At 38.0% G+C, this 19,392-nt stretch carries 17 protein-coding genes and 1 pseudogene; 13 read left to right on the top strand and 5 right to left on the bottom strand.

Features of this window, described 5'->3' with window-relative positions:
* Positions 1 to 791 precede the first annotated feature (791 nt).
* From F935_RS10995 to F935_RS10985, 3 genes are read left to right on the top strand one after another with little or no spacing between them, the layout of a single operon-like run.
* Positions 792 to 1,874: a hypothetical protein gene (locus F935_RS10995; RefSeq protein WP_016139001.1), complete on the top strand. Its 1,083-nt coding sequence runs from the start codon at positions 792 to 794 to the stop codon at positions 1,872 to 1,874.
* Positions 1,871 to 2,536 carry an AzlC family ABC transporter permease gene (locus F935_RS10990; protein ID WP_016139000.1) on the top strand — a complete coding sequence of 222 codons (666 nt, stop codon included), beginning with the start codon at positions 1,871 to 1,873 and terminating at the stop codon, positions 2,534 to 2,536. Before F935_RS10995 ends, F935_RS10990 begins: the two co-directional genes overlap by 4 nt.
* A complete protein-coding gene (locus F935_RS10985) occupies positions 2,533 to 2,847 on the top strand; it encodes an AzlD domain-containing protein (protein ID WP_005048537.1) in 315 nt (104 codons plus the stop codon). Before F935_RS10990 ends, F935_RS10985 begins: the two co-directional genes overlap by 4 nt.
* Here the strand turns inward: F935_RS10985 and F935_RS10980 are convergent, their stop codons facing one another.
* From F935_RS10980 to F935_RS18485, 3 genes and pseudogenes are all read right to left on the bottom strand, one after another.
* On the bottom strand, positions 2,848 to 3,231 hold the full coding sequence (locus tag F935_RS10980; RefSeq protein WP_016138999.1) for a VOC family protein: 384 nt from the start codon (positions 3,229 to 3,231) through the stop codon (positions 2,848 to 2,850). It abuts the gene before it with no gap.
* Positions 3,232 to 3,436: 205 nt separating this feature from the next.
* Positions 3,437 to 3,740 (bottom strand): annotated as a pseudogene (locus F935_RS10975) (hypothetical protein).
* Positions 3,741 to 4,018: 278 nt separating this feature from the next.
* A complete protein-coding gene (locus F935_RS18485; protein WP_016138997.1) occupies positions 4,019 to 4,303 on the bottom strand; it encodes a hypothetical protein in 285 nt (94 codons plus the stop codon).
* 889 nt (positions 4,304 to 5,192) lie between these two features.
* Here F935_RS18485 and F935_RS10970 point away from each other — a divergent pair.
* From F935_RS10970 to F935_RS10935, 8 genes are all read left to right on the top strand, one after another.
* The gene (locus tag F935_RS10970; RefSeq protein ID WP_080645750.1) at positions 5,193 to 5,714 is read left to right on the top strand and encodes a sigma-70 family RNA polymerase sigma factor; all 522 of its coding nucleotides are present in this window, start codon (positions 5,193 to 5,195) and stop codon (positions 5,712 to 5,714) included.
* The gene (locus F935_RS10965) at positions 5,715 to 6,731 is read left to right on the top strand and encodes a FecR family protein (RefSeq protein ID WP_016138995.1); all 1,017 of its coding nucleotides are present in this window, start codon (positions 5,715 to 5,717) and stop codon (positions 6,729 to 6,731) included.
* A gap of 139 nt (positions 6,732 to 6,870) precedes the next feature.
* The gene (locus F935_RS10960) at positions 6,871 to 10,044 is read left to right on the top strand and encodes a hemophilin receptor HphR (RefSeq protein WP_016138994.1); all 3,174 of its coding nucleotides are present in this window, start codon (positions 6,871 to 6,873) and stop codon (positions 10,042 to 10,044) included.
* Between the two features lie 192 nt (positions 10,045 to 10,236).
* A complete protein-coding gene (locus F935_RS10955; RefSeq protein WP_016138993.1) occupies positions 10,237 to 11,028 on the top strand; it encodes a Slam-dependent surface lipoprotein in 792 nt (263 codons plus the stop codon).
* A gap of 102 nt (positions 11,029 to 11,130) precedes the next feature.
* Positions 11,131 to 12,597: a hemophilin secretion modulator gene (locus F935_RS10950; protein ID WP_080645748.1), complete on the top strand. Its 1,467-nt coding sequence runs from the start codon at positions 11,131 to 11,133 to the stop codon at positions 12,595 to 12,597.
* Positions 12,598 to 12,607: 10 nt separating this feature from the next.
* Positions 12,608 to 13,528: an energy transducer TonB gene (locus tag F935_RS10945; protein WP_016138991.1), complete on the top strand. Its 921-nt coding sequence runs from the start codon at positions 12,608 to 12,610 to the stop codon at positions 13,526 to 13,528.
* A gap of 32 nt (positions 13,529 to 13,560) precedes the next feature.
* Positions 13,561 to 14,160 carry a biliverdin-producing heme oxygenase gene (locus F935_RS10940; protein ID WP_080645590.1) on the top strand — a complete coding sequence of 200 codons (600 nt, stop codon included), beginning with the start codon at positions 13,561 to 13,563 and terminating at the stop codon, positions 14,158 to 14,160.
* Between the two features lie 28 nt (positions 14,161 to 14,188).
* The gene (locus tag F935_RS10935) at positions 14,189 to 14,629 is read left to right on the top strand and encodes a YbaN family protein (RefSeq protein WP_016138989.1); all 441 of its coding nucleotides are present in this window, start codon (positions 14,189 to 14,191) and stop codon (positions 14,627 to 14,629) included.
* Between the two features lie 5 nt (positions 14,630 to 14,634).
* On the opposite strand, the gene F935_RS10930 is transcribed toward F935_RS10935, so the two are convergent.
* Positions 14,635 to 14,910, bottom strand: a complete 276-nt coding sequence (locus tag F935_RS10930) for a hypothetical protein (RefSeq protein ID WP_016138988.1) — start codon at positions 14,908 to 14,910, stop codon at positions 14,635 to 14,637.
* A 321-nt stretch (positions 14,911 to 15,231) separates the two neighbouring features.
* Between F935_RS10930 and F935_RS10925 the strand changes: the two genes are divergently transcribed.
* Together F935_RS10925 and F935_RS10920 are read left to right on the top strand one after the other, a co-directional pair.
* Positions 15,232 to 15,939 carry a YoaK family protein gene (locus F935_RS10925; RefSeq protein WP_016138987.1) on the top strand — a complete coding sequence of 236 codons (708 nt, stop codon included), beginning with the start codon at positions 15,232 to 15,234 and terminating at the stop codon, positions 15,937 to 15,939.
* A gap of 149 nt (positions 15,940 to 16,088) precedes the next feature.
* Positions 16,089 to 18,002: an esterase/lipase family protein gene (locus tag F935_RS10920; RefSeq protein ID WP_016138986.1), complete on the top strand. Its 1,914-nt coding sequence runs from the start codon at positions 16,089 to 16,091 to the stop codon at positions 18,000 to 18,002.
* A 54-nt stretch (positions 18,003 to 18,056) separates the two neighbouring features.
* Here F935_RS10920 and F935_RS10915 read toward each other — a convergent pair whose 3' ends face one another.
* Complete coding sequence (locus F935_RS10915; protein ID WP_016138985.1) at positions 18,057 to 19,391, bottom strand: basic amino acid/polyamine antiporter; 1,335 nt, start codon at positions 19,389 to 19,391, stop codon at positions 18,057 to 18,059.
* Between the last annotated feature and the right edge of the window lies 1 nt (position 19,392).

The raw sequence follows: 19,392 nt of genomic DNA, 5'->3' as shown, positions 1-19,392 counted from the left end.
TATTAATCATTAATTTTTATTTAAATTATTTCTTAATAAATCTATGTATATAGTGAATTTGTTAGCATAAAACATGACTTTGTGAATAGGTTAATGTTCCTGATTATTATTAAAAATATCTAAAGTATTTATTAAAAAATATTTATTCACTATTTTTAGACATACTATTTCGTTTGAAAATTAATTAAAACCTGCTAGAACAATGATTTATTTAAATATAAAACATAATTATATATATTAATATGTAACATTATATTTCTTTGCTTGAAAACAAGAATTTTAAAGGATATAAAAACTATACAGATTTGTCTGTATATCTGTATTTAACTATTTATAAAAGGAAGTATCATCATGAAAAATCGTAAAAAAAATGCTGAATACCTAGGCACTTTGCTAGGTTAATTTAGTAACCCAAACAAAAACTATCAATCTAAAAAAGGAAGTACCATCATGAAAAATCGTAAAAAAAATGCTGAATACCTAGGCACTTTACTAGGTTAATTTAGTAACCGAAACAAAACTATTAATCTTAAAAAAGGAAGTACCATCATGAAAAATCGTAAGAAAAATGCTGAATATCTAGGCACTTTGTTAGGTTGATTTAGTAACCGAAACAAAAACTATTAATTTAAAAAAGGAAATTTCATCATGAAAAATCGTAAAAAAAATGCTGAATACCTAGGCACCTTGTTAGGTTAATTCGGTATCCTCGATAAAAATAGTATGTCTATATCCATAGACATACTATTTTTTAAAATTAATGAAAAATAATAATTTAAAGGAATATGGTCATGGAAGTTATTAGTATTCGTCCAAATTTTATTAAAACTTTTAGCAACCCAAATAATGATTATTTTTGTATAGTAACTAATGAATCTTTGGAAGATAAAATTAAAATTACTGATGATTCTAACTATATTGAAAGTAAGATTATTTTATATAAACCTAATGATAAGTTTGAAAATTTATTGGAAAATGTAATACCTGAGAATTCTCATGTATTAGTTATTTCCCCTGATGTTTTTTTTCAATCACCTGATCAAAAACATATTGGAAGCAAAAGAAAGTTGATTGCTATGGCATGCAACTCAACTCCAACCGATATAAATGCCATAAAACATTTTATGGAAATAATTGAAAATACTGATCCAGATAGCCAGCAAGAATTTGCTGATAGATTCTTTGGTATTGGTGAAGATTCAGATTTTTTAAACTTTGTAGATCCAGTGAATAATACATTAGCAACATTTAATCATTTAGATGAAAGCTATCTATGGAGTGAGCAGGCTGGTCATTTAGGTTATGGGGAACAACAATTAGCTCCTGCTGGGGAAATTAGTGTTTTACCTTTGAGAATTCAAGATTTTGATGAAACTTTACGTTTAGATTTTAACGGAACAATCGCATTACATGGGGTTCCTATTTTACATAATGGGACTGTTAGCTTCTTGCGCGAAGATCAAAAAAGGATATTTGATCAACTTATAGAAATTAAACATAACCCGATTATTGCTACTGTTGAAAATGGTGTTATCACTGCTCTCAGTGATCCAACTGGCAAATGTCCGAATGCTCTAAATATGTTAAATAGTATGTTTAATGTAGATTCTAGATATAGAATTCTTTGGGAAATTGGGTTTGGTGTAAATACACACAATAAAATACTCGATGGAAACCAAGCTATGAATGAAACCTTTGGTAATACTGATGGTGCTATACATTTTGGTTTAGGTTTAACACCGTACACACAATATCATTTAGATATAATTTGCCCAAATACTGTAGTGAAAAACAATAAAAATGAATACCTAATTGGAAAAGAAGGGAAAAAAATAGCACGAAATAAATCAATTGGATGTCCTTGTATAGAATGATAACTCATACATCATTGCTAAGCAGAACTATACCTGTTTGCTTAGCATTAACACCTATCGGTTTATTATTTGGTATTCTCGCTGGCCAACAGAATCTTGATCATTATGAAGTTCTATTATTAAGTATTTTCGGATTTTCGGGGAGTGGGCAGTTTGCTCTCTTAAGTTTTTATCAGAATAACTTTATAGATATTGGATATTTAACAGCATTTTTACTTATATTAAGTATGAATGTTAGATATATTCCAATGACATTAATAAGCACTCCAAAAGATATTAAACTGAGTTCGAAAATAGTCTATGGTCATATACTTTCTGATGAATCGTTTGCTACTGAGAGATACACAGATACATATCATGATCATCTCAAAATCCGATTATATATTTTCTTTACATGGGTAATATCTACCCTAGCTGGTCAGATATTATCATCATATATACCTGACTATATATTAAGTTATTTAAATGTATCGTTTCCTATTTCTGCAATTTTATTTACTTTAAGCTTTATTAATATAAAAAATAAAACTACGAAAAATAATATTAAAGTCATATTTGTTCTGTTTTTGGTAACTATTTTATCCTTCTTTATTTTTGGAGAAAGGTTTTTTTGGATACCAGCAATTCTAACTAATTATATTATTTTTAGGAAATTTAAATGAATACAAAACTATTAATTGGTGTTGTAATATTATTTTCCATAAGTGTTATTGTCAGAATAGCTCCTGCATTTGTAAAAAATAGACTGAATAGTGAAACACTGGATAATATTGAGCAAGTTTTGCCCATATGTGTTTTTATACCTATGGCTGTATATTTTTTTATAACTGAAATACAGAAAAACTTTTTACCAGCTATTATTTCATTCATATTTATATTTATCTTGTTGCAAATTAAAAGTAATAATCTTGTGACAATTATTGGTTCAATACTGTTATTTATTTTTATTAAGAATTTTACAAACCTTAATTAATCATTCTCTTAAAACTGCTTCAATATTGTTACCATCCATATCAATGAGAAAAGAGGCATAATAATTAGTACTATAGTTCAAGCGGTATCCTGGTTTTCCATTATCTTTGGCACCAATTTCTAAGCCCATTTTATGAAAAGAAATTACTTCATCTTTTGTTTTAGCTGAAAAGGCAAGATGTACTTTACTACGGACACCGTCTTCTGAACTACTCGCTATCCAGAAATAAACTCTACTATTCATTCCAAAACCATAAGCACTTATATTTTCATTATCATCTTTTCTTTTTTTTAAACATTTGTATCCTATACTCTCTAAGAGATAAGTATAAAAATTATAAGCTAAATGTAAATTAGTTACTTTTAATTCAATGTGATCTATCATGGTTATAAATGTTAAATATAAAATTAGATTTAATCTAACATGAAATTCACATAATTAGTTATAACTGTTGTAATTTTAAAATATTATCTCTTGTTAATAAAAAATAATTTAGTTTTTTATAGATTTGAGGATATTGAGAAGCAGATTGTATTCCAAATGAATATATTTCTGTAGAGTGAAGCAAGAAAATTGAAGAGTAATTAAATTATAAAAAATAAGAAATAGTTAGAGTTATGAAAGCAAGGATATAAACAATTGCTATTGTTGTTCTAGCCATAGCGTTTGCATCACTACTTTTTTCCGTAAGTGGGGGGGGGAAGTGGTAATACTGCATTTTTTAAAATAAAGAATATTAAGGCGTACCCTGCAATAAGAGAAAATATATATTCAAATCCCAACTTTCCCTTAAAGTAAGCAATTAAAGCCATTATTAACATGAATAGGGCTAAGCTCATTAAAAGATATCTCTTAGAGGGAGAGTCTTTTATAAAGAAATCTTCTATTGACATAGGAATGGCTCGCTTTGAAATATTAAATTTTAGATGAGCAATTTTTTTTAAATCAAATGATTAATTTTTTGAGCATTCTTTCTATGTAAAAGAATAGACTAAACTTTTTGATTAACATAGATACTTCAAGACAAATAGTAGGAACAAATCCTTAGAAAAGGAAGTAATGAAATGATTTCCCCCCAAGGCCCCCATGCCACAACAGAACTTTAATTTTTTGCGCTGATTTAAAGTCATCTACCATTGCGGCACAGAGATAAGGGAGCTAAGCCAAACGCTTAGCCCATGTCATTTTTATCGCACCGCCGCATCACGCTAAAAAAAGTAGGGGCAAAGTCCTGTGGGAGAGCAGGACTTTGCAAACTGACATGTTCTAGACGTTGCATGAGCTGAGGCGAATACGCTTGTTCAAGCCGTTGGTAAATACAGTTGCAACTGGCTTGGGTGTGCCCACCCGACAGGCAAATTTCTTCAAAATCCTGCTGAGTGTGAATGTTGCAACCAGAAACACCGTAATCGCCTATTAAAAAGCTTAAAGCCAAAATAGGTTTATAAAGTTTCATATTATTCTCGTGATAATTTTCACTAAGTTATTAATAAAAAATAAGCTGCATATATTTAAAGTATTAAAATCATTTTTAAAGGGTGTAGTTAACCCGCCTGAAATACAGGAAAATAAAATGATTAAAATTTTAAAATAAAATTATTTATAAATTTAAAATATTTTAGGTGAGAGAAAACCTAAATTTTAAATAAATAAAATCACGAGATAGGAGAGGAATAAAGTTTAGAAAGCATGATAGTCAACTCCTTAAAATTTATGGAGCTCTACCACCAAAGATCACCGTCAATTGATTATGGTGGTAGAACGAAAAGGGGTTAGCAGACTGGGATCCAAGGAACCAGCACGCGCAAGCGCGTCCCCCTCTCGTCCTACCGCAAAGAAAAGGGACGCAAGGGTCTAACGACTTATAGTGGAACTATAACCCGCCATGGATCTACGGTCTGCTAAAACCGACTGGCAATGTAGGCCAGCGAGACCATAATAATCATAAGTTTTTAACAGGTCAATTCAATTTAAATAAAATATTATAAAAATTTTAAATATATATTTATATTTTAATTAAACTCAAAAGTTAATCTATTTAAGTGAGTAAATTAATAAAGATAATAAAGTTAAACTAAACGTTTAGCTTGCTCTTAAAATGTAAAATAGTAATTAATAAATACATGTTGCAGGTTCTAATTTTTATATATCGTTTTAGTTGTTTTTATTAAAGACTCAACAAATTAGAAATTTTTCCAATTTGCTTTAAGAGAAGTGCAGCAAAGCGAGCGGGCAATTAATTCAATTTATTAAACAGTGATTTAAGTTTTACTTGAATTATTGCTTGACTTGTTTAAATGATAATTATTATCATTTGTGGGTTCCTTGTTTTGAGTCCAATTGCTGTGAACAAAACTTCTTTGCTTGTAGATCAGTTGTATAGAAGTCACCAAAGCTGGCTTCACCAATGGTTGAGACAAAAATTAGGTAATACTGATCAGGCCGCAGATCTGGTTCAGGACACATTTATTAAACTGCTACAAACGCGTGACGAGCTATTCGGCATTAAGGAACCGCGTGCCTATTTAACCTCGATTGCTAAAAACCTGCTGATTGACCAAGTTCGCCGTAAACGCATTGAACAAGCCTATTTAGATGGCTTGAGTCAAATGGAATATATGCTTGATGCGGTGGCTTCGCCCGAAGAGCAAATGCAAATTATTCAAGCGATTAACCAGCTTTGCAAATCACTCGAAGGGGTTTCCGAAAAAGCACAGCAAGCTTTTATTTTGCATTATCTCGAAGGCTATACCCATAAAGAAATTGCCGAGCGTTTAAGTGTGTCGACCAAAATGATTCAAAAATATTTGGCGAGCTGTTTAATTCAGTGCTACCAAAACCGACAAGACATGGATGCCTGTATTTAAATGGCCATGGATAAAAGCAAACATCATCAACTGGTTGAAGAAGCCGCGCATTGGATTGTTCAACTGAGTTCGGATGATGAAAGCTCACGGAAAACCGCCAATCAAAAATTTGAAGAGTGGAAAAAAACCAGTGAGCAACACCGCCAAGTGGCTGCCGATATTGAACAGTGTATAGGTTCAATTCAAAAACTTTCTCAAACCAGCGGACATAAAAAAGTCACCAAGGTTGCCCTTAAGGCTGGTCTAAACTCAGGCAAAGCCTATAAACATTTACGTGCAGGAACAGCTTTTGCAGTTGTGTTTGTTGCCATGAGTGGGGCGTTATTTTATTTAACTGACACCACCGTGGCCTATGTTACGGCCGACATACACGGGCAATCGGGGCAGTGGACTACGCAAACCTTACCAGATGGCTCACGTTTAATTTTACGTGGCAAAAGCGCAGTCAATCTTGATTTTAAAACCAACCAGCGAGTGGTTGAGTTGGTGCAAGGTCAAATTTATGTCGATGTTGCTAAAGATAAGACCAGACCCTTTTTGGTCAAAACCAGTCATGGGCAAATTCAGGCACTCGGCACAGCTTTTAGTGTCAGTTATGACCCTTCGGCAACCGAACTCAAAATGTTGCACTCAAAGGTAAAAGTAGAAGCTACACAGGTTAAAACGCTCCAATTGCATGCGACACGTCAGGCCATTGTTGAAGCAGGGCAAGCCATTAAAATGGACAAAAATGGCGTACAAAAATTGCCTGAACTGAATGTTTATAACGAACAACAAAAATGGCAAAAGCATCAGCTTATGGTAGAAAACCTGCCGCTAAATCAAGTGCTACAAGAGCTAGACCGCAACTATAAAGGCAAAATTATTTTTAATGATGTGGCGTTGCAACATGTACGCGTCAATGCGGTATTGCCTTTAGACCAAACCACAGAATCACTTAAGCTTTTGGCTACGGTTTTTCCTGACCTGAAAATTAAGCAAATCACGCCGTTTGTGGTCATGGTTTCTTTAAAATAATAAAAAATTAAATTTATTTTCAATTTTTGGTTCCACTTTTTTGAAAGTCGTTCGTCATAGTAAGTAGAAGCAATAAATATGGATCATTTTAATCAGTTGTATTAAATGATTCTTATTACGATTTACTGGGGCGGGGCAAATGAAAAAAGTGGGAACGGGGCAAAAGCGGAATCGATCGATTTTTCGATTTTCAACACTGGCGTTTGCGATACATGTTGTGTCGATGGGTGGGCTTGTTACGCTGCCTATGCAGCAGGCCTATGCACAAACAGCCGGAGTTAAAAGCTATAACATTCCTGCTGGTCGCCTTGCTAACGTACTCAACCAGTTTGCCGAACAATCGGGTACTTCAATTGCAATGGATGCTCAGCAACTCCAAGGGTTGCATAGCCTAGGCTTAAAAGGCAATTTTGCTGTCGAGCAAGGTTTTGAGCAGCTTTTAAAATCAACCGAATTTAATGCTGTAAAGGTTGGGCAGGGCTACACACTCAGCAAAAAATCTACACCACGGGTAAGTTCATCTAAGGTTCAGGCCGTTAGCCTGCCGCCAAGTAGTGCCGTAATTGAAGAAGATGCATCGGTACGACTCACGCCAATTGTGGTGTACGGCAAAGAAGACCGTGACACAGAAGGCTATAACAAAGTTTATGACGCAAACCGTTCTTCGGTCTATGCGGGCAAAGACTATGTCGAACGCTTTAAAGGAACCAACCCAGCCGATGTTTTACAAGGCATGGTGGGAGTCTATAGCGGCGATGCCCGTAACAGTGGCGCACTCGACCCAAGTGTACGTGGTGTGCAGGGTGTTGGTCGTGTGCCTTTAACCATTGATGGCACCGAACAGTCGATTGCCGTATGGCGTGGCTACAACGGGGTAAACAACCGAAACTATATCGACCCCAATCTCATTGCGGGCATTGAAGTCATTAAAGGCCCATCTTTAGAGCGCAATACCACAACTTCTGTTGGCGGCGGTGTAGTCGTTAAAACGCTAGAGGCCGATGATATTGTTCGTCCGGGTAAGTCTTTTGGTGCCGAGTTAAAAGTAGAAGGTTCAACCAACTCAATTGATCCGTCTTTGCCAGACATGAGTAGAGTGGGTCAAAACTACGATGACACAACGCCTTGGATCGACATGAATGGGGCTAAATATGACCCCGATATCTATAAAAAGAACCGTACCAGAAGTGATAACTCTAATTTCTCGGGCGATGACTTAGCGGGCCGACTGGCAATTGCCACCAAGCAAGATAAATTCGATTTACTGGCAGTTTATGCAGTACGTGAGCGCGGTAATTATTTTTCGGGCACACATGGCGCGGGCTACTATAAACGAGCGACGCCAGATAGTAGCCTCGATTTTATTCCTTACTTTGCCTATGCCTATCAACCGGGCGATGAAGTTCCCAACACTTCAAGTCATATGGAGTCGTGGTTATTAAAAGGGACTTATCGTCCAACCGATAACCAGACCCTTAAATTGACTTACCGAGATACCAAAAATATTTTTGGTGAAATTATGCCATCTCGAATTGTTTGGGGCATTACGCCTGACTTAGGGGTTCCGCAGTGGCCTTTAAGCAATATTCACTCTAAAGCCTATAGCCTCGAATATAAGTTTAAGCCTGAGAATAATCGCTGGGTTGATTTTTATGCCAACATTTGGCAAACCGACACCGAAAGCCAGACCTACACACGTGGTGGCTGGCCAACCACAATCGATTTTCGAGATAACACCATTATTAACACGGCGATAAGCCATTCTGACAATACGCGTAAAGGCATAACGGTCAGTAATAAAACCCGTTTGTTAGACCAGCTTGATTTGACGCTCGGTGGAAGTTTCTTAAAAGAAAAACTAACGTCCGATGATATATATGGCGAATTTGGCCCAAGTTATTCGCTCTATCAGGCACTGCCACGAGCAGGGCGTCGTGAGGAAAAAACGTTCGACTTTAACTTTAATTATAGACCGTTGTCTTGGTTAAGTTTTGATGCGGGCATGCGTTATCGTTCGTATTGGGCTGTTGATGACTTTTTAAATAAGTCTTTGCAGAGCGAGATTGACCCGAGTTTAAATCCGCTGTTTACCAAAAAAAGTAGGCTTAAAGAATATACCTTTGAATATCAAACCATGCCTGAGAGTTACACCTCGACTCAGCAGCGTTTAATCAATATTTTAAAACAGCGCTATGCCACAAAAAATCCTGATTGGGATGGGCAGCTCGACACTGTGCCTGCGTCAGAGAGCAATTTGTATAGCATGATCTGGTCACAGAAAAATACGCTGAGCTGGAAAGCAGATGCGAATGGGCAATTGTCGCTTGCCGATAATCCTTTAAACCAGCTTAATGCCTCTGGACAAAAGTACGTCGTAACTGGCGGGAACTTTATGTCAGTGGTAGACCAAGTTCCAGTTGAGTCTGCCGATAAAGTTAAAGATAGCGGCTGGGCACCACAATTAGGCGCTTCAATTCATCTTACGCCAAATAGCAGAATCTATGCACGCTACGCAGAGGAATATCGCTTACCAAGTTTGTTTGAAAGCACTGTCGGTTTTTCTGCCATGTTGCCATATCAAGCAATCAAACCTGAACACGCTTTTAACTACGAAGTGGGTTATGTCTATGACATGCGTGATTGGTTCAGCACAGCGCGCAATGCTGACATTAAGCTCGCCTATTACTACAACAAAACCAAAAATGTGATTGAGCGTGATCAAAACCTTATTTTTACCAATATGGATGAGCAAAAGCTATCAGGTTTAGAGTTACAAAGCCGTTTTGATAATGGCGGTTTTTTCACAGACTTGAGCGTGGCCTATAACTTAAAAAATGAAGTGTGTGACACCAATAGTGCCATTAACAAAATGATTTTAGGCGGCACGGTTCAAACCGAGCAGGGCCTTGAGTTCCGTGAACCGTATCAGCGTTGTGTCGATGATGGTTTCCCAAATGGCTACTTGGTAACCATGGCCACACCTGAATTGAGTTTTCACGGTTTGCTTGGCGCACGGTTTTTTGATGAAAAGTTAGAGCTCGGTGCACGTGCAACATTCTATAAAGCTTATGAAAGCCCGTTACGCAAAAACAATGATGCTAGCATCAATAAAGGCTATTACCTCAATGTGCCTTTGGCTTGGGATGACACGTGGATTTTTGATGCCTATGCGCGTTATCAGGTCGATAACTACAACACGGTTGAATTTGTCGGCAGTAACCTTTCTAACCAGTTTTATATCGATCCTTTAACCCGTAGTGCCATGGCCGCACCCGGCCGAACGATGAAAATTAGTTGGACCACCAAATTTTAAACAGAATTTGATTCCCTCTACACATACATAAAAGGGGAGTCAGGTAACAGTAAATAATAAGATTGAATGATTATTATTTACAAAAAAACTGAGTAGGTTTGCAGCTGGGTCTACTCAATAAACTAAAAATAGCGAAATCGTTATTTTAAATTAAACAATAACTTAGTTTTAAAAAAGATGGAGTAACAACAAATGAAAATCTCTCAATTGTTCTTGGGTCTTGTTGCTTGTTCAACTGCATTTGCTTATGCAGGTATTGATGGTATTTCGAGTAATGAAAGTAACATCAAAATTGGTGCTGCTGCCAATGCAAGCCATCCGGGTGGTGTGTCAGCGGTATCGGTTCAAGCTGCGGGTGCACCATATAACGCTTTTACAGGTTTTAGTTCGTTAAAAGGTTTGGCTCAGGCTTTTGCTGCTCAGGGAACAAGTAACACCAATGTAACGGTTGGCAGCAAAACCTTTAATATTTCGCATATTCCAGTGTCTGCAATGCCACCTTCACACAGCGCATTAGGTAATTTTAACTTTGGTCAGGTGGGCACACAGGAAGTCTATTTTGGTGAATGGTGGAAAGCGGGCGACACACCGGCAAGCGCGAGCCATACCGTTTACTACGCGGGTGATAATACCAATACCACTGTTCCAACCGCGGGTACTGCAACCTATACCGTTGCAGGGATTAACGGTTCTGGAAGCAATCTGTTAAGTGGTACGTTCACGGCAAATTATGGCGCGGGCACACTTGAAGGAACGCTTACAGGAACTGGTACAGCTGTTTCATCATTAAGCCTAGATGGTGTGGCATTTAACCCAGGTACTGCTGCGTTTGCAGGTTTGGCAACAGCTAACGGTACGGCTGGTGTTGACAACTCTGGTGTGGTTCAAGGTCAATTCTTTGGTGCAAATGCGTCGGCTTTAGCGGGTATTGCCCAGTTTGATAACGTGTCTTACAACACTGCTTTTGGCGGTGCTAAAAATTAATGAATGCAAAAGGAATCTACACACGTAGATTCCTTTTGTTTTTTGACTTTTGCTTGGTTGCTTCAGGTTTATTGTTTTATGAAACGAACGCTTTTGTGCTGTCTGACATTGTTGAGTTGTCCATTTTTATATGCCGACGAAGACACACAGCTTCGTCTTAATCAAAGCTTGGACCAAACACTTTTACAAGAACAGCGACAGTTTCATGAGCAGGGAACCATTCGTAGTACCGAGCAATTACCAAAACTTCAAATTAATGGACAAGAATACAGTGTTGAACAAAACCAGAATGATCTTGCCAAGGCGTTATATTTGGCAGTCATGCAAAAACAGTGGCTCAAAGCCACGGTTTATTTAGAACATTATAAGAAATATGTTGGCTACGATCGGGCTTTAACCGACTTTGCCGAAGGGGCAGTTGCACGTTCTCAGGGTCAACTGAAATTGGCTGAACAAAAATTTCAAAGCAGCCTAAAACAACAACCTCATAATTTAATTTGTGAACTTGAGTTAGCGCGCGTGCTGTTTGAACAACAGAAAAATAAGGAAGCAGCACGCCTTTTTATTTCCATTCAAGACAAACTGAAACAAAGTGACCCTGCGGTAATCCCGTCTGGGGTTTTAACAACAGTGAATACCTTTGTTCAAGCACTAAAAAAACGAGACTCTTGGCAAGGCTCTGTTTCAGCGGGTTATACCTATGTCAGTAATTTAAATAGTTCGTCTGAACAGAGCAAAACATGGATGAGTTATCAGACAGATAAGGACGGTAAGATTATTGGGTCTCAGAAAGTTACTCGTGATAGTCCTAAACCTGTGTCAGCAACGGGATTAGACTACGAAGCCAGTCTTATCAAACGCTATGCGATTGAAGGGCATCATGGCGTGGCTTTACGTGCGCTGGCGTTTGGACAGTCCTATAACGACTACGCGGCATTTAATGAATCTACCATTAACATTAATGCAGGCTACAGCTACTTTGACTTAAAAAATCAAATTGGGGTGAGTCCACTTTTTGAACATAAACGTTATGGCAATGACGGCCTTTATAATGCGTGGGGGGCCCGTGCCGAGTGGATGCATTTTATCTCGTCAGATAAAGCCTTTAAGCTTGAAGTTGAAAGAAAAGATTTTAATTATCAGAAATATAAAAGCTTTGATGGTATAGAAAATTCAGCTTTTGCCACTTTCTGGAAGATTTTTCCAGACCAATGGACTGTTTTTGGTGGTCTAGATGTAGTTGACCATTCTGCACAAGAAAAATATGTAGCTGCCTACGAACAGCAAGGCGTACGATTAGGCTTAAGCAAATCTTGGAGCACAGGATTTAACACCACTTTGTTAAGTTCTTACCGTTGGCGTCAGTTTGACAAATACGCAGAAACTTTCTTAGCTCGTCGTCATGATTTTGAACAGAACTATACCTTTGTTGTGCAAATGCCGCGCTTTGAGTTTTATGGCATGACACCCAATTTAACCTATCGCTATAACCAAAATAAAAGCAATGTCGATTGGTTGTATTCCTACGATAAACACAACATTAGTCTCAAGCTTGAGCATCGTTTTTAGGGAATAAGTCATGAAATCAAAATCTTTATTCCCTACACATAAGCCGATGGTTATGTTGCCTTTACCACAGGGGCCGAAGCATTTTTATAAGTGCTTAACCGTAGTTGTGGTGATTGGTCTGCATGTGTTTGTTGTCTGGATGCTGAGCCATTTAATTGAACCTTATACTTTTCAAGCATCGCCAAAAGTAGATGCATTAAAAGTAAGTTTTGTGTCATTGGCACCTGCTAAAAAGCCATCGGCTGAAAAGACCGAAAGCCAACCTAAAAAAAGTGTAACGCCTAAATCTACATTAAACAGTTCGGTATCTTCAGTACCTGAAGAATCAAAAAACTCGCCTACAAATGTTCAAACATTAGCGTCAAAAACTGCCGCTAAAGAGGTCGTGCAAAATAATTTAAATGATAAACAGCAAGCACCATCAAAAACGAGTTTAAACAATTCAACTTCGCTCCAACCATTGCAGCGTACAGAAAGGCTAGCGGTTCATAACGATAAAAAACTGAGTTCGACAGACCTTGAACAAACGCAAACTGAGCATTTGCCACAAAACACCAATAGCGAAACTAAAAGTGGCGGCGTCAAAACACCCGCAATGCAGCAAGAATATTCCAAAGCACCGAGTACTCAAGTTGAACACGATGACGTTGTTCAGGTGAGTAGCGTGGATGTGCTGAGTTTTGGCGGGCTTGATTATGATGACCGCGAGTTAAAACAACAAAATCGTTTGGTTGAGCTTCGGATTCGCATTAATGAAAAAGGGCAGCCAATCGATATTCAATTACGTCAAAGTTCGGGCATTCAAAGCCTTGATGAACGGGTCATGCAAGCTACACGTAAATCCAGATTTAAACCCCACAAAATTAACGGTCGAGCCGTGACTATTGTTGTGGATTTTCCAGTCCAACTTAAACTCAATCGGGGCCGTTAACCGATGAGCGATATCCATTTTGCAGGAGAAAGATGATGAACTCATCTACAGACCAAATCATTAGCAACAGCTTGTCTTTACGTTTGAAACAAGAAACCGCTGCTGAACATGAACGTATGCATCAATTAATGTCACAGGCAAAGGTATTTTCAAGTAAAGAAAAATACGCGCAATTTACGTTGTCTCAATATTACTTTCAGCGTGAAATTGAACATCTTTTTGAAAAAGAGGGTGTGGCAGGGCTGATTCCAGACCTCGACATTCGTGGCCGCTCAAAACAAGCACTTGCCGATTTAAATGATTTGGGTATTCAACCCAATGAACAGCAATTACACAGTGAAAACGTACAATTACCCGAAGCTTTAGGCTGGATTTATGTGTCTGAAGGTTCAACTTTAGGGGCTGCATTTTTATTTAAAGAAGCTCAAAAGCATTTGGGTTTTTCTGAAACGTTTGCTGCGCGTAATTTAGCTGCTTATCCCGAAGGGCGCGCTAAAGTTTGGAAACGTTTTGTTCAAGCACTTGATGAAACAGGCTTTGACCAAACCCAACAAGACCGAGTCGTTCAGGGAGCGTTAGATGCCTTTGGATATTTTGGTCAGGCGCTTGATCAGCTTGATGAATTGAAATAATAAAAAGTGGATAAAGGGAATACCCGATATGGATAAACTCAATCAAGTAAATGTAATCGTAAAACATGAGCAGTCGTTAGCACCCGCTCAACCAGTCAGTAAGCTTGCCCGTTCTGTTTGGGCGCGTTGGGTGTTTATTGGTTTGGCTTGGTTGTGCATTGCACTTGGCATATTGGGTATTTTTATTCCGGGTTTACCTACCGTTGATTTTATAATTTTGGCGGTTTTCTTTGCGGCTCGAGGCTCTGAAAAACTTCATCAATGGTTTCGAAATCATCGTTATATCGGTCCACTCATTCGCGAGTGGCAAGAACATCGGCGTATTCCTAAAAAAGCAAAATACATCTCGACGTTGAGTATGAGTTTGGCTGCGGGACTTATGATTTGGACCATTCCACATCCGTGGTTTGTCTATCCAGCAATTTTATGTATGGCTGGGGTGTTAGCGTGGATGTGGCTTAAAAAATGAAAGAATTATGATCTGCACTGTTGCATGGTGCGCATCATGGTTTTCACAAAATCACGCGGTACCTCAGGGCTTTGTAGACTTAAATTTCCAAGTTTATGCATGAGTTTAGGGGAATATTGACGCTCTAAACGATGATAAATACACAGACAGGTTGAACGGCTATGTCCAGCTGCGATGCATTTTGAGTAAAAATCACGGTGTGCATTACTTTTATAGCCAGCAGAGGCAATCGATACAAATAATAATCCACCTAGAAAAACTGAAAAATTATAAAGTGACATATATCTACTCTTGGTTGTTGTTTTTCATTATCCATATCTTGGCATAACTTTTTCAGGTTCAAAACCAATTGATATCAACTTGCGGCTTCATCATAGTTATAACAGTTTTAGAGGTCAAATTGATTTGAAGTTGAGAACCGTTTATTGTTTTAAAAACACTCAATTTTAATTGTTGCCATTTTAAAGACAGTGTTGCGACATTACGCACTCTATTTTTTTACATCGTTTTTTGCTTTCATAAACACTTTAGTATTATTCATTTTTAAATCATTTATATACAACTTACTTGTTTTAAAACTCTAATTTAACAGGATATTTTATATGGCAGATACCCCAATTCAAAAAGAGACAGAAAGTACCTGGGCAATATGTCGAGATCCTGTTTTGTTGACCATGGTGGGTGGGGCAATTGATACCATTGGTTTTATTGCGCTGTTTGGTTTTTTTACCGCTCATGTTACGGGAAACTTAGTATTGGCAGGTGCTGCGTGGGTTAAAGGCGGTACTGGTATATGGATTAAGCTCGCAGCAATCCCGCTATTTATTTTGACGGTGGTGATCACGAAATTGTTAATTGACCGTAGTCAGGTTAAGCACAAAACACTGTCTTATTTGTTTTTATTTGAAGCTATTTTTCTATGTGCCTTCATGGTTGCAGGACTTTACTTTGAACCATTTAAAAATCCGGACGCACTAACAGTTGCAGTAACAGGCGGGTTGGGTTTAATTGCTTTGGCTATTCGTAATACTTCCAGCAAAACCCTCATTAAAAATATTAGCCCAAGTACCATGATGACAGGTAACACTACCCAGCTTGGTATTGATATTGCCAACTTGCTTAAAAACAATAATGCAGCCAATCGGGCAAGTTTTCTAAAAAGTGCCAGTATTGTGATTGGATTTGTGATTGGTGCTTTCTTGGGAGCGATACTCTATGTCTATTTTGACTTCTGGAGTGTAGCGCCATTTATCTTACCAATTTTGTATTTTTCTTATTTAGCTTCACAGCAAAAGTTCAACCAAGCTTGATTAGAAAAAATAATAAATTAGCCTGAATTAAAATGAGTTCAGGCTTTTTTTCGCAATAAAGGAAAATGGAAGCTGAGCCGAAATTGTTCGTTCACTGCTTTACAGGCATAATGACCAGATGGGGAATACATTCGATTAAGGAATGCACAATGACAAAGTCTTATCATTATTCAATCATAACAATAATGGCTTTGCTCAGTGGCTGTCAGGTCATTAATTTAAAAGAAAGTAATTTAAGTAATGCTTTAAAAAGTAAGAATGAAAGTATTCTGACCGACGGCACCTTAAGTCATCAAACTCAAAACTTGCTGTATTTAGTTAAAAAAGACGAAAAATCTTGTCTGCAAAATTTTGATGATTGTTTAAATAAAATTCAAAGCTTATCTGAAAATAGCAGTCGAGAAGAACGCTATGCTGCGCTCAGTGAAATTTATTTGGCAAAAGCTTTAGACGTCGGACGTAATAGCCAATGTAATGCCATCAATAAAAGTAGTAGTTGCCTTGAGCAAGAGTTGGCGTTGTTTGATAAAAGCTTGCGCTATAGTTATGTCTATTTATTTGACTCTGAAGAGTCGCCGTTCGATCGGGTATTTGATCACCGGCAAAATCAGGTGCGTATTTTTTATAACGTGGCTTTGTCGAAGCTTATGACCACGTATTTTAATCATTTAAATACACATCGCTTTCCACCATTGCTTAAAGCAGATGGCCATGAGTACCACGTCAATTTTGACCATGCCGTAGATGTACAAAAAATTGAAGTCGATACTTTTCGTTCAAGCTATAACATGAACTTTTCTGGCTTTAATACCGTTAACCGTAAGGATGGTTTAGGGGCGGAATTTATTGTTGGGCGTAAAGAAAATGATGTAAATCACGGCTTCATTTTAGACCCCGATGCTTTTTATGCTCATCAGAATAATCCGAACATACATTTACCACGCTTCTTTCCAGTCACTGCCATTGCTTACCCAAAACAAAAAGCCACAGCAGATCAGGTCATTGCTGGAGCAGATTTAGAAATTGCCATGTTTGATCCATATCGACAAGACCGTGTAAAGGTTGATGGTGTGGACTATCCGCTCACTGCAAACTATTCGGCGCCTTATGGGCTTTGGCTGTCGAAATATAATTTAGGGGCAGCAGGTTATTGGTCTTTAATTAATAAAGAAAACAATTTGATCATGCCGCATTTATATATGCTGGAACCCTTTAACCCCAATAAAAAAATCATTGTATTTATTCATGGCTTAGCAAGTAGCCCAGAGGCTTGGGTAAGCCTAACCAATGACATTATGGGCGATGCCGAATTAAGAAATAACTATCAAGTCTGGCAGGTGTTTTATTCAACCAATATGCCGATTTTTGAAAGTCGTTTTCAGATTTATTCTTTGCTGAATCAAGCTTTTCAAAATGTTGCTAAAGATAGCTACGCTGCACACGATGCAGTGCTGGTCGGGCATAGTATGGGCGGAGTGATTAGTCGCCTATTGGTAAGCGATGCCGATGTTTCAGAGCAAGCCATGCAAAAAATGAATGAAGCCCAGCTAAACCGTTTAAAAGAAAATCCTGTGGTGCTAGAGCGTTTTCAATTCAAAGCTTTGCCTTATTTTAAGCGGGTTGTTTTTGTTTCGGCACCGCATCATGGCACAGATTACGCTGATCGATGGTTTACCCAAATTGCACGCCGTATTATTCGTTTGCCAGCTGATTTCTTTATTGCGGTCGAAATGAAAGATGAGAAAAACACAAAGCTCAGAAAAGGTTTAATTGAAAATGGGGCGAGTAATTTAAGTCGTTCTTCTAGCTTTATGCAGCTTACGCAAGCCATTCAGCCATCCTCCAGCGTGGTCTATCACTCGATTATGGGGAACATAAATGGCACGACTGATAAATTAAAAAGCAGCGATGGGATTGTGCCGTATCAAAGTTCACATTTAGGTGGTGAACAGTCGGAACTGATGATTAAGGGCGGGCATTCGATTCAAACTACCCCAGAAGCGATTTTAGAATTACGGCGTATTTTAAGATTGCATTTAAAGCAGTCACAGCCTTTAAAATAGAATTTTTGTTTTTAGAAAACCACTGCTGAAACGACTCAACAGTGGTTGAAATGATCAATTAAGCTGATTTTGTTTGAGCGATTTTTTATGCTCAAAATAGCTGATTGAAAAAATAACCAAGCCGACCAAATACAACACTACAGACAGAAGTAATAAATCTAATCCTGCTGCATAGAGCAACCAAAGTGCATAAATGGAAGCGACACTTGCAATGGCAATATGCGGCGTGCGTTTATGGCGAATGGATTCTTTAAGATAAAAAGCCGACACCAGAAAGTAAGGCAGCAAAATCATGACCGATGAAATTAATAAAAGCTGAGTGTAGTTTTTATTGAAAAAATACACCGCAATTAAGGCACCTTGCACGACAATGGTGGTTAGCCAAAGTGATGAAATGGGTACATTATTTTGATTATTCTTTAAAAATAATTTCGGGAATGCACCATTTTTTGCAGCTAAATATGGAATTTCAGTGGCGAATAATGTCCAGCTTAAATAAGACGAAGAAACTGAAATAATAAGCCCGATGGTAATAACGATTGTGCCCGGTAAACCGATCAGTTGCTGCAAAATGGTTGCCATTGATGGGTTGTGCATGCCAGCAAGGGCCTCACGACTCACCACACCATAAGCCAATACTGTCACCATCACGTAAAAAGTTAACGCCAGTAACACACCTAAAATGGTCGCTTTACCAATGTCATAACGGTTTTTTGCACGCGATGATAGAACTACAGCACCTTCAATACCGGTAAATACCCACAGGGTAATGAGCATCAGGTCTTTCACTTGCTGCCAAAGTGGAACTTTTAAAGAGAAGTCATTTAAGTTGAGTTTGAACAAATCAAACTTAAAGGCAATAAAGGTAAAGAAGATGAAAACCACCATTGGAATGATTTTGGCAATAGTTGCCAGTAAATTCACAATCGCAGCTTCTTTAATACCTCGACTCACTAACCAGTGCACTAGCCATACAAAAATGCTTGAGCCAATCAGAGAGTAGAGCGTATTACCTTCACCAAAAATAATATGGTCTTTGCTATCGGTAAACATGCCGACGCCTGAAAAGGCAATCACCACATAACCGACAATACCAATGGTGGTACACAACCAATAACCCCACGCCGAGCAAAAACCAATCAGGTCTCCAAAACCTTCCCGCGCATAGTTATAGATACCACCGTCAAGATCTGGTCGTTGACGCGTTAAATGCAATAGCGTGAGGGCCAAGAAAATAATGCCGACCCCAGTAATGAGCCATGCAACAAGAAGGGCAGAGCCGTTAGCGACTTGAGCCATATTTTGGGGAAGGCTAAATACGCCTGACCCCACCATAGAACTAAAGACCAGCGCTGTAAGAGACAATAGTCCAATTTTGGCAGCAGACATG

This window comes from Acinetobacter calcoaceticus ANC 3811, assembly GCF_000399665.1.
Lineage (GTDB): Bacteria > Pseudomonadota > Gammaproteobacteria > Pseudomonadales > Moraxellaceae > Acinetobacter > Acinetobacter calcoaceticus_B.
Note: the sequence above shows the minus strand (reverse complement) of the source record. Positions and strands in the feature narration are given on the sequence as shown.

What these genes read in the sequence shown, in the direction of transcription:
- F935_RS10995 (WP_016139001.1), top strand. Translation starts at nt 792, where the DNA reads ATGGAAGTTATTAGTATTCGTCCAAATTTTATTAAAACTTTTAGCAAC.
- F935_RS10990 (WP_016139000.1), top strand. Translation starts at nt 1,871, where the DNA reads ATGATAACTCATACATCATTGCTAAGCAGAACTATACCTGTTTGCTTA.
- F935_RS10985 (WP_005048537.1), top strand. Translation starts at nt 2,533, where the DNA reads ATGAATACAAAACTATTAATTGGTGTTGTAATATTATTTTCCATAAGT.
- F935_RS10980 (WP_016138999.1), bottom strand. Translation starts at nt 3,231, where the DNA reads ATGATAGATCACATTGAATTAAAAGTAACTAATTTACATTTAGCTTAT.
- F935_RS18485 (WP_016138997.1), bottom strand. Translation starts at nt 4,303, where the DNA reads ATGAAACTTTATAAACCTATTTTGGCTTTAAGCTTTTTAATAGGCGAT.
- F935_RS10965 (WP_016138995.1), top strand. Translation starts at nt 5,715, where the DNA reads ATGGCCATGGATAAAAGCAAACATCATCAACTGGTTGAAGAAGCCGCG.
- F935_RS10960 (WP_016138994.1), top strand. Translation starts at nt 6,871, where the DNA reads ATGAAAAAAGTGGGAACGGGGCAAAAGCGGAATCGATCGATTTTTCGA.
- F935_RS10955 (WP_016138993.1), top strand. Translation starts at nt 10,237, where the DNA reads ATGAAAATCTCTCAATTGTTCTTGGGTCTTGTTGCTTGTTCAACTGCA.
- F935_RS10945 (WP_016138991.1), top strand. Translation starts at nt 12,608, where the DNA reads ATGAAATCAAAATCTTTATTCCCTACACATAAGCCGATGGTTATGTTG.
- F935_RS10940 (WP_080645590.1), top strand. Translation starts at nt 13,561, where the DNA reads ATGATGAACTCATCTACAGACCAAATCATTAGCAACAGCTTGTCTTTA.
- F935_RS10935 (WP_016138989.1), top strand. Translation starts at nt 14,189, where the DNA reads ATGGATAAACTCAATCAAGTAAATGTAATCGTAAAACATGAGCAGTCG.
- F935_RS10930 (WP_016138988.1), bottom strand. Translation starts at nt 14,910, where the DNA reads ATGTCACTTTATAATTTTTCAGTTTTTCTAGGTGGATTATTATTTGTA.
- F935_RS10925 (WP_016138987.1), top strand. Translation starts at nt 15,232, where the DNA reads ATGGCAGATACCCCAATTCAAAAAGAGACAGAAAGTACCTGGGCAATA.
- F935_RS10920 (WP_016138986.1), top strand. Translation starts at nt 16,089, where the DNA reads ATGACAAAGTCTTATCATTATTCAATCATAACAATAATGGCTTTGCTC.
- F935_RS10915 (WP_016138985.1), bottom strand. Translation starts at nt 19,391, where the DNA reads ATGTCTGCTGCCAAAATTGGACTATTGTCTCTTACAGCGCTGGTCTTT.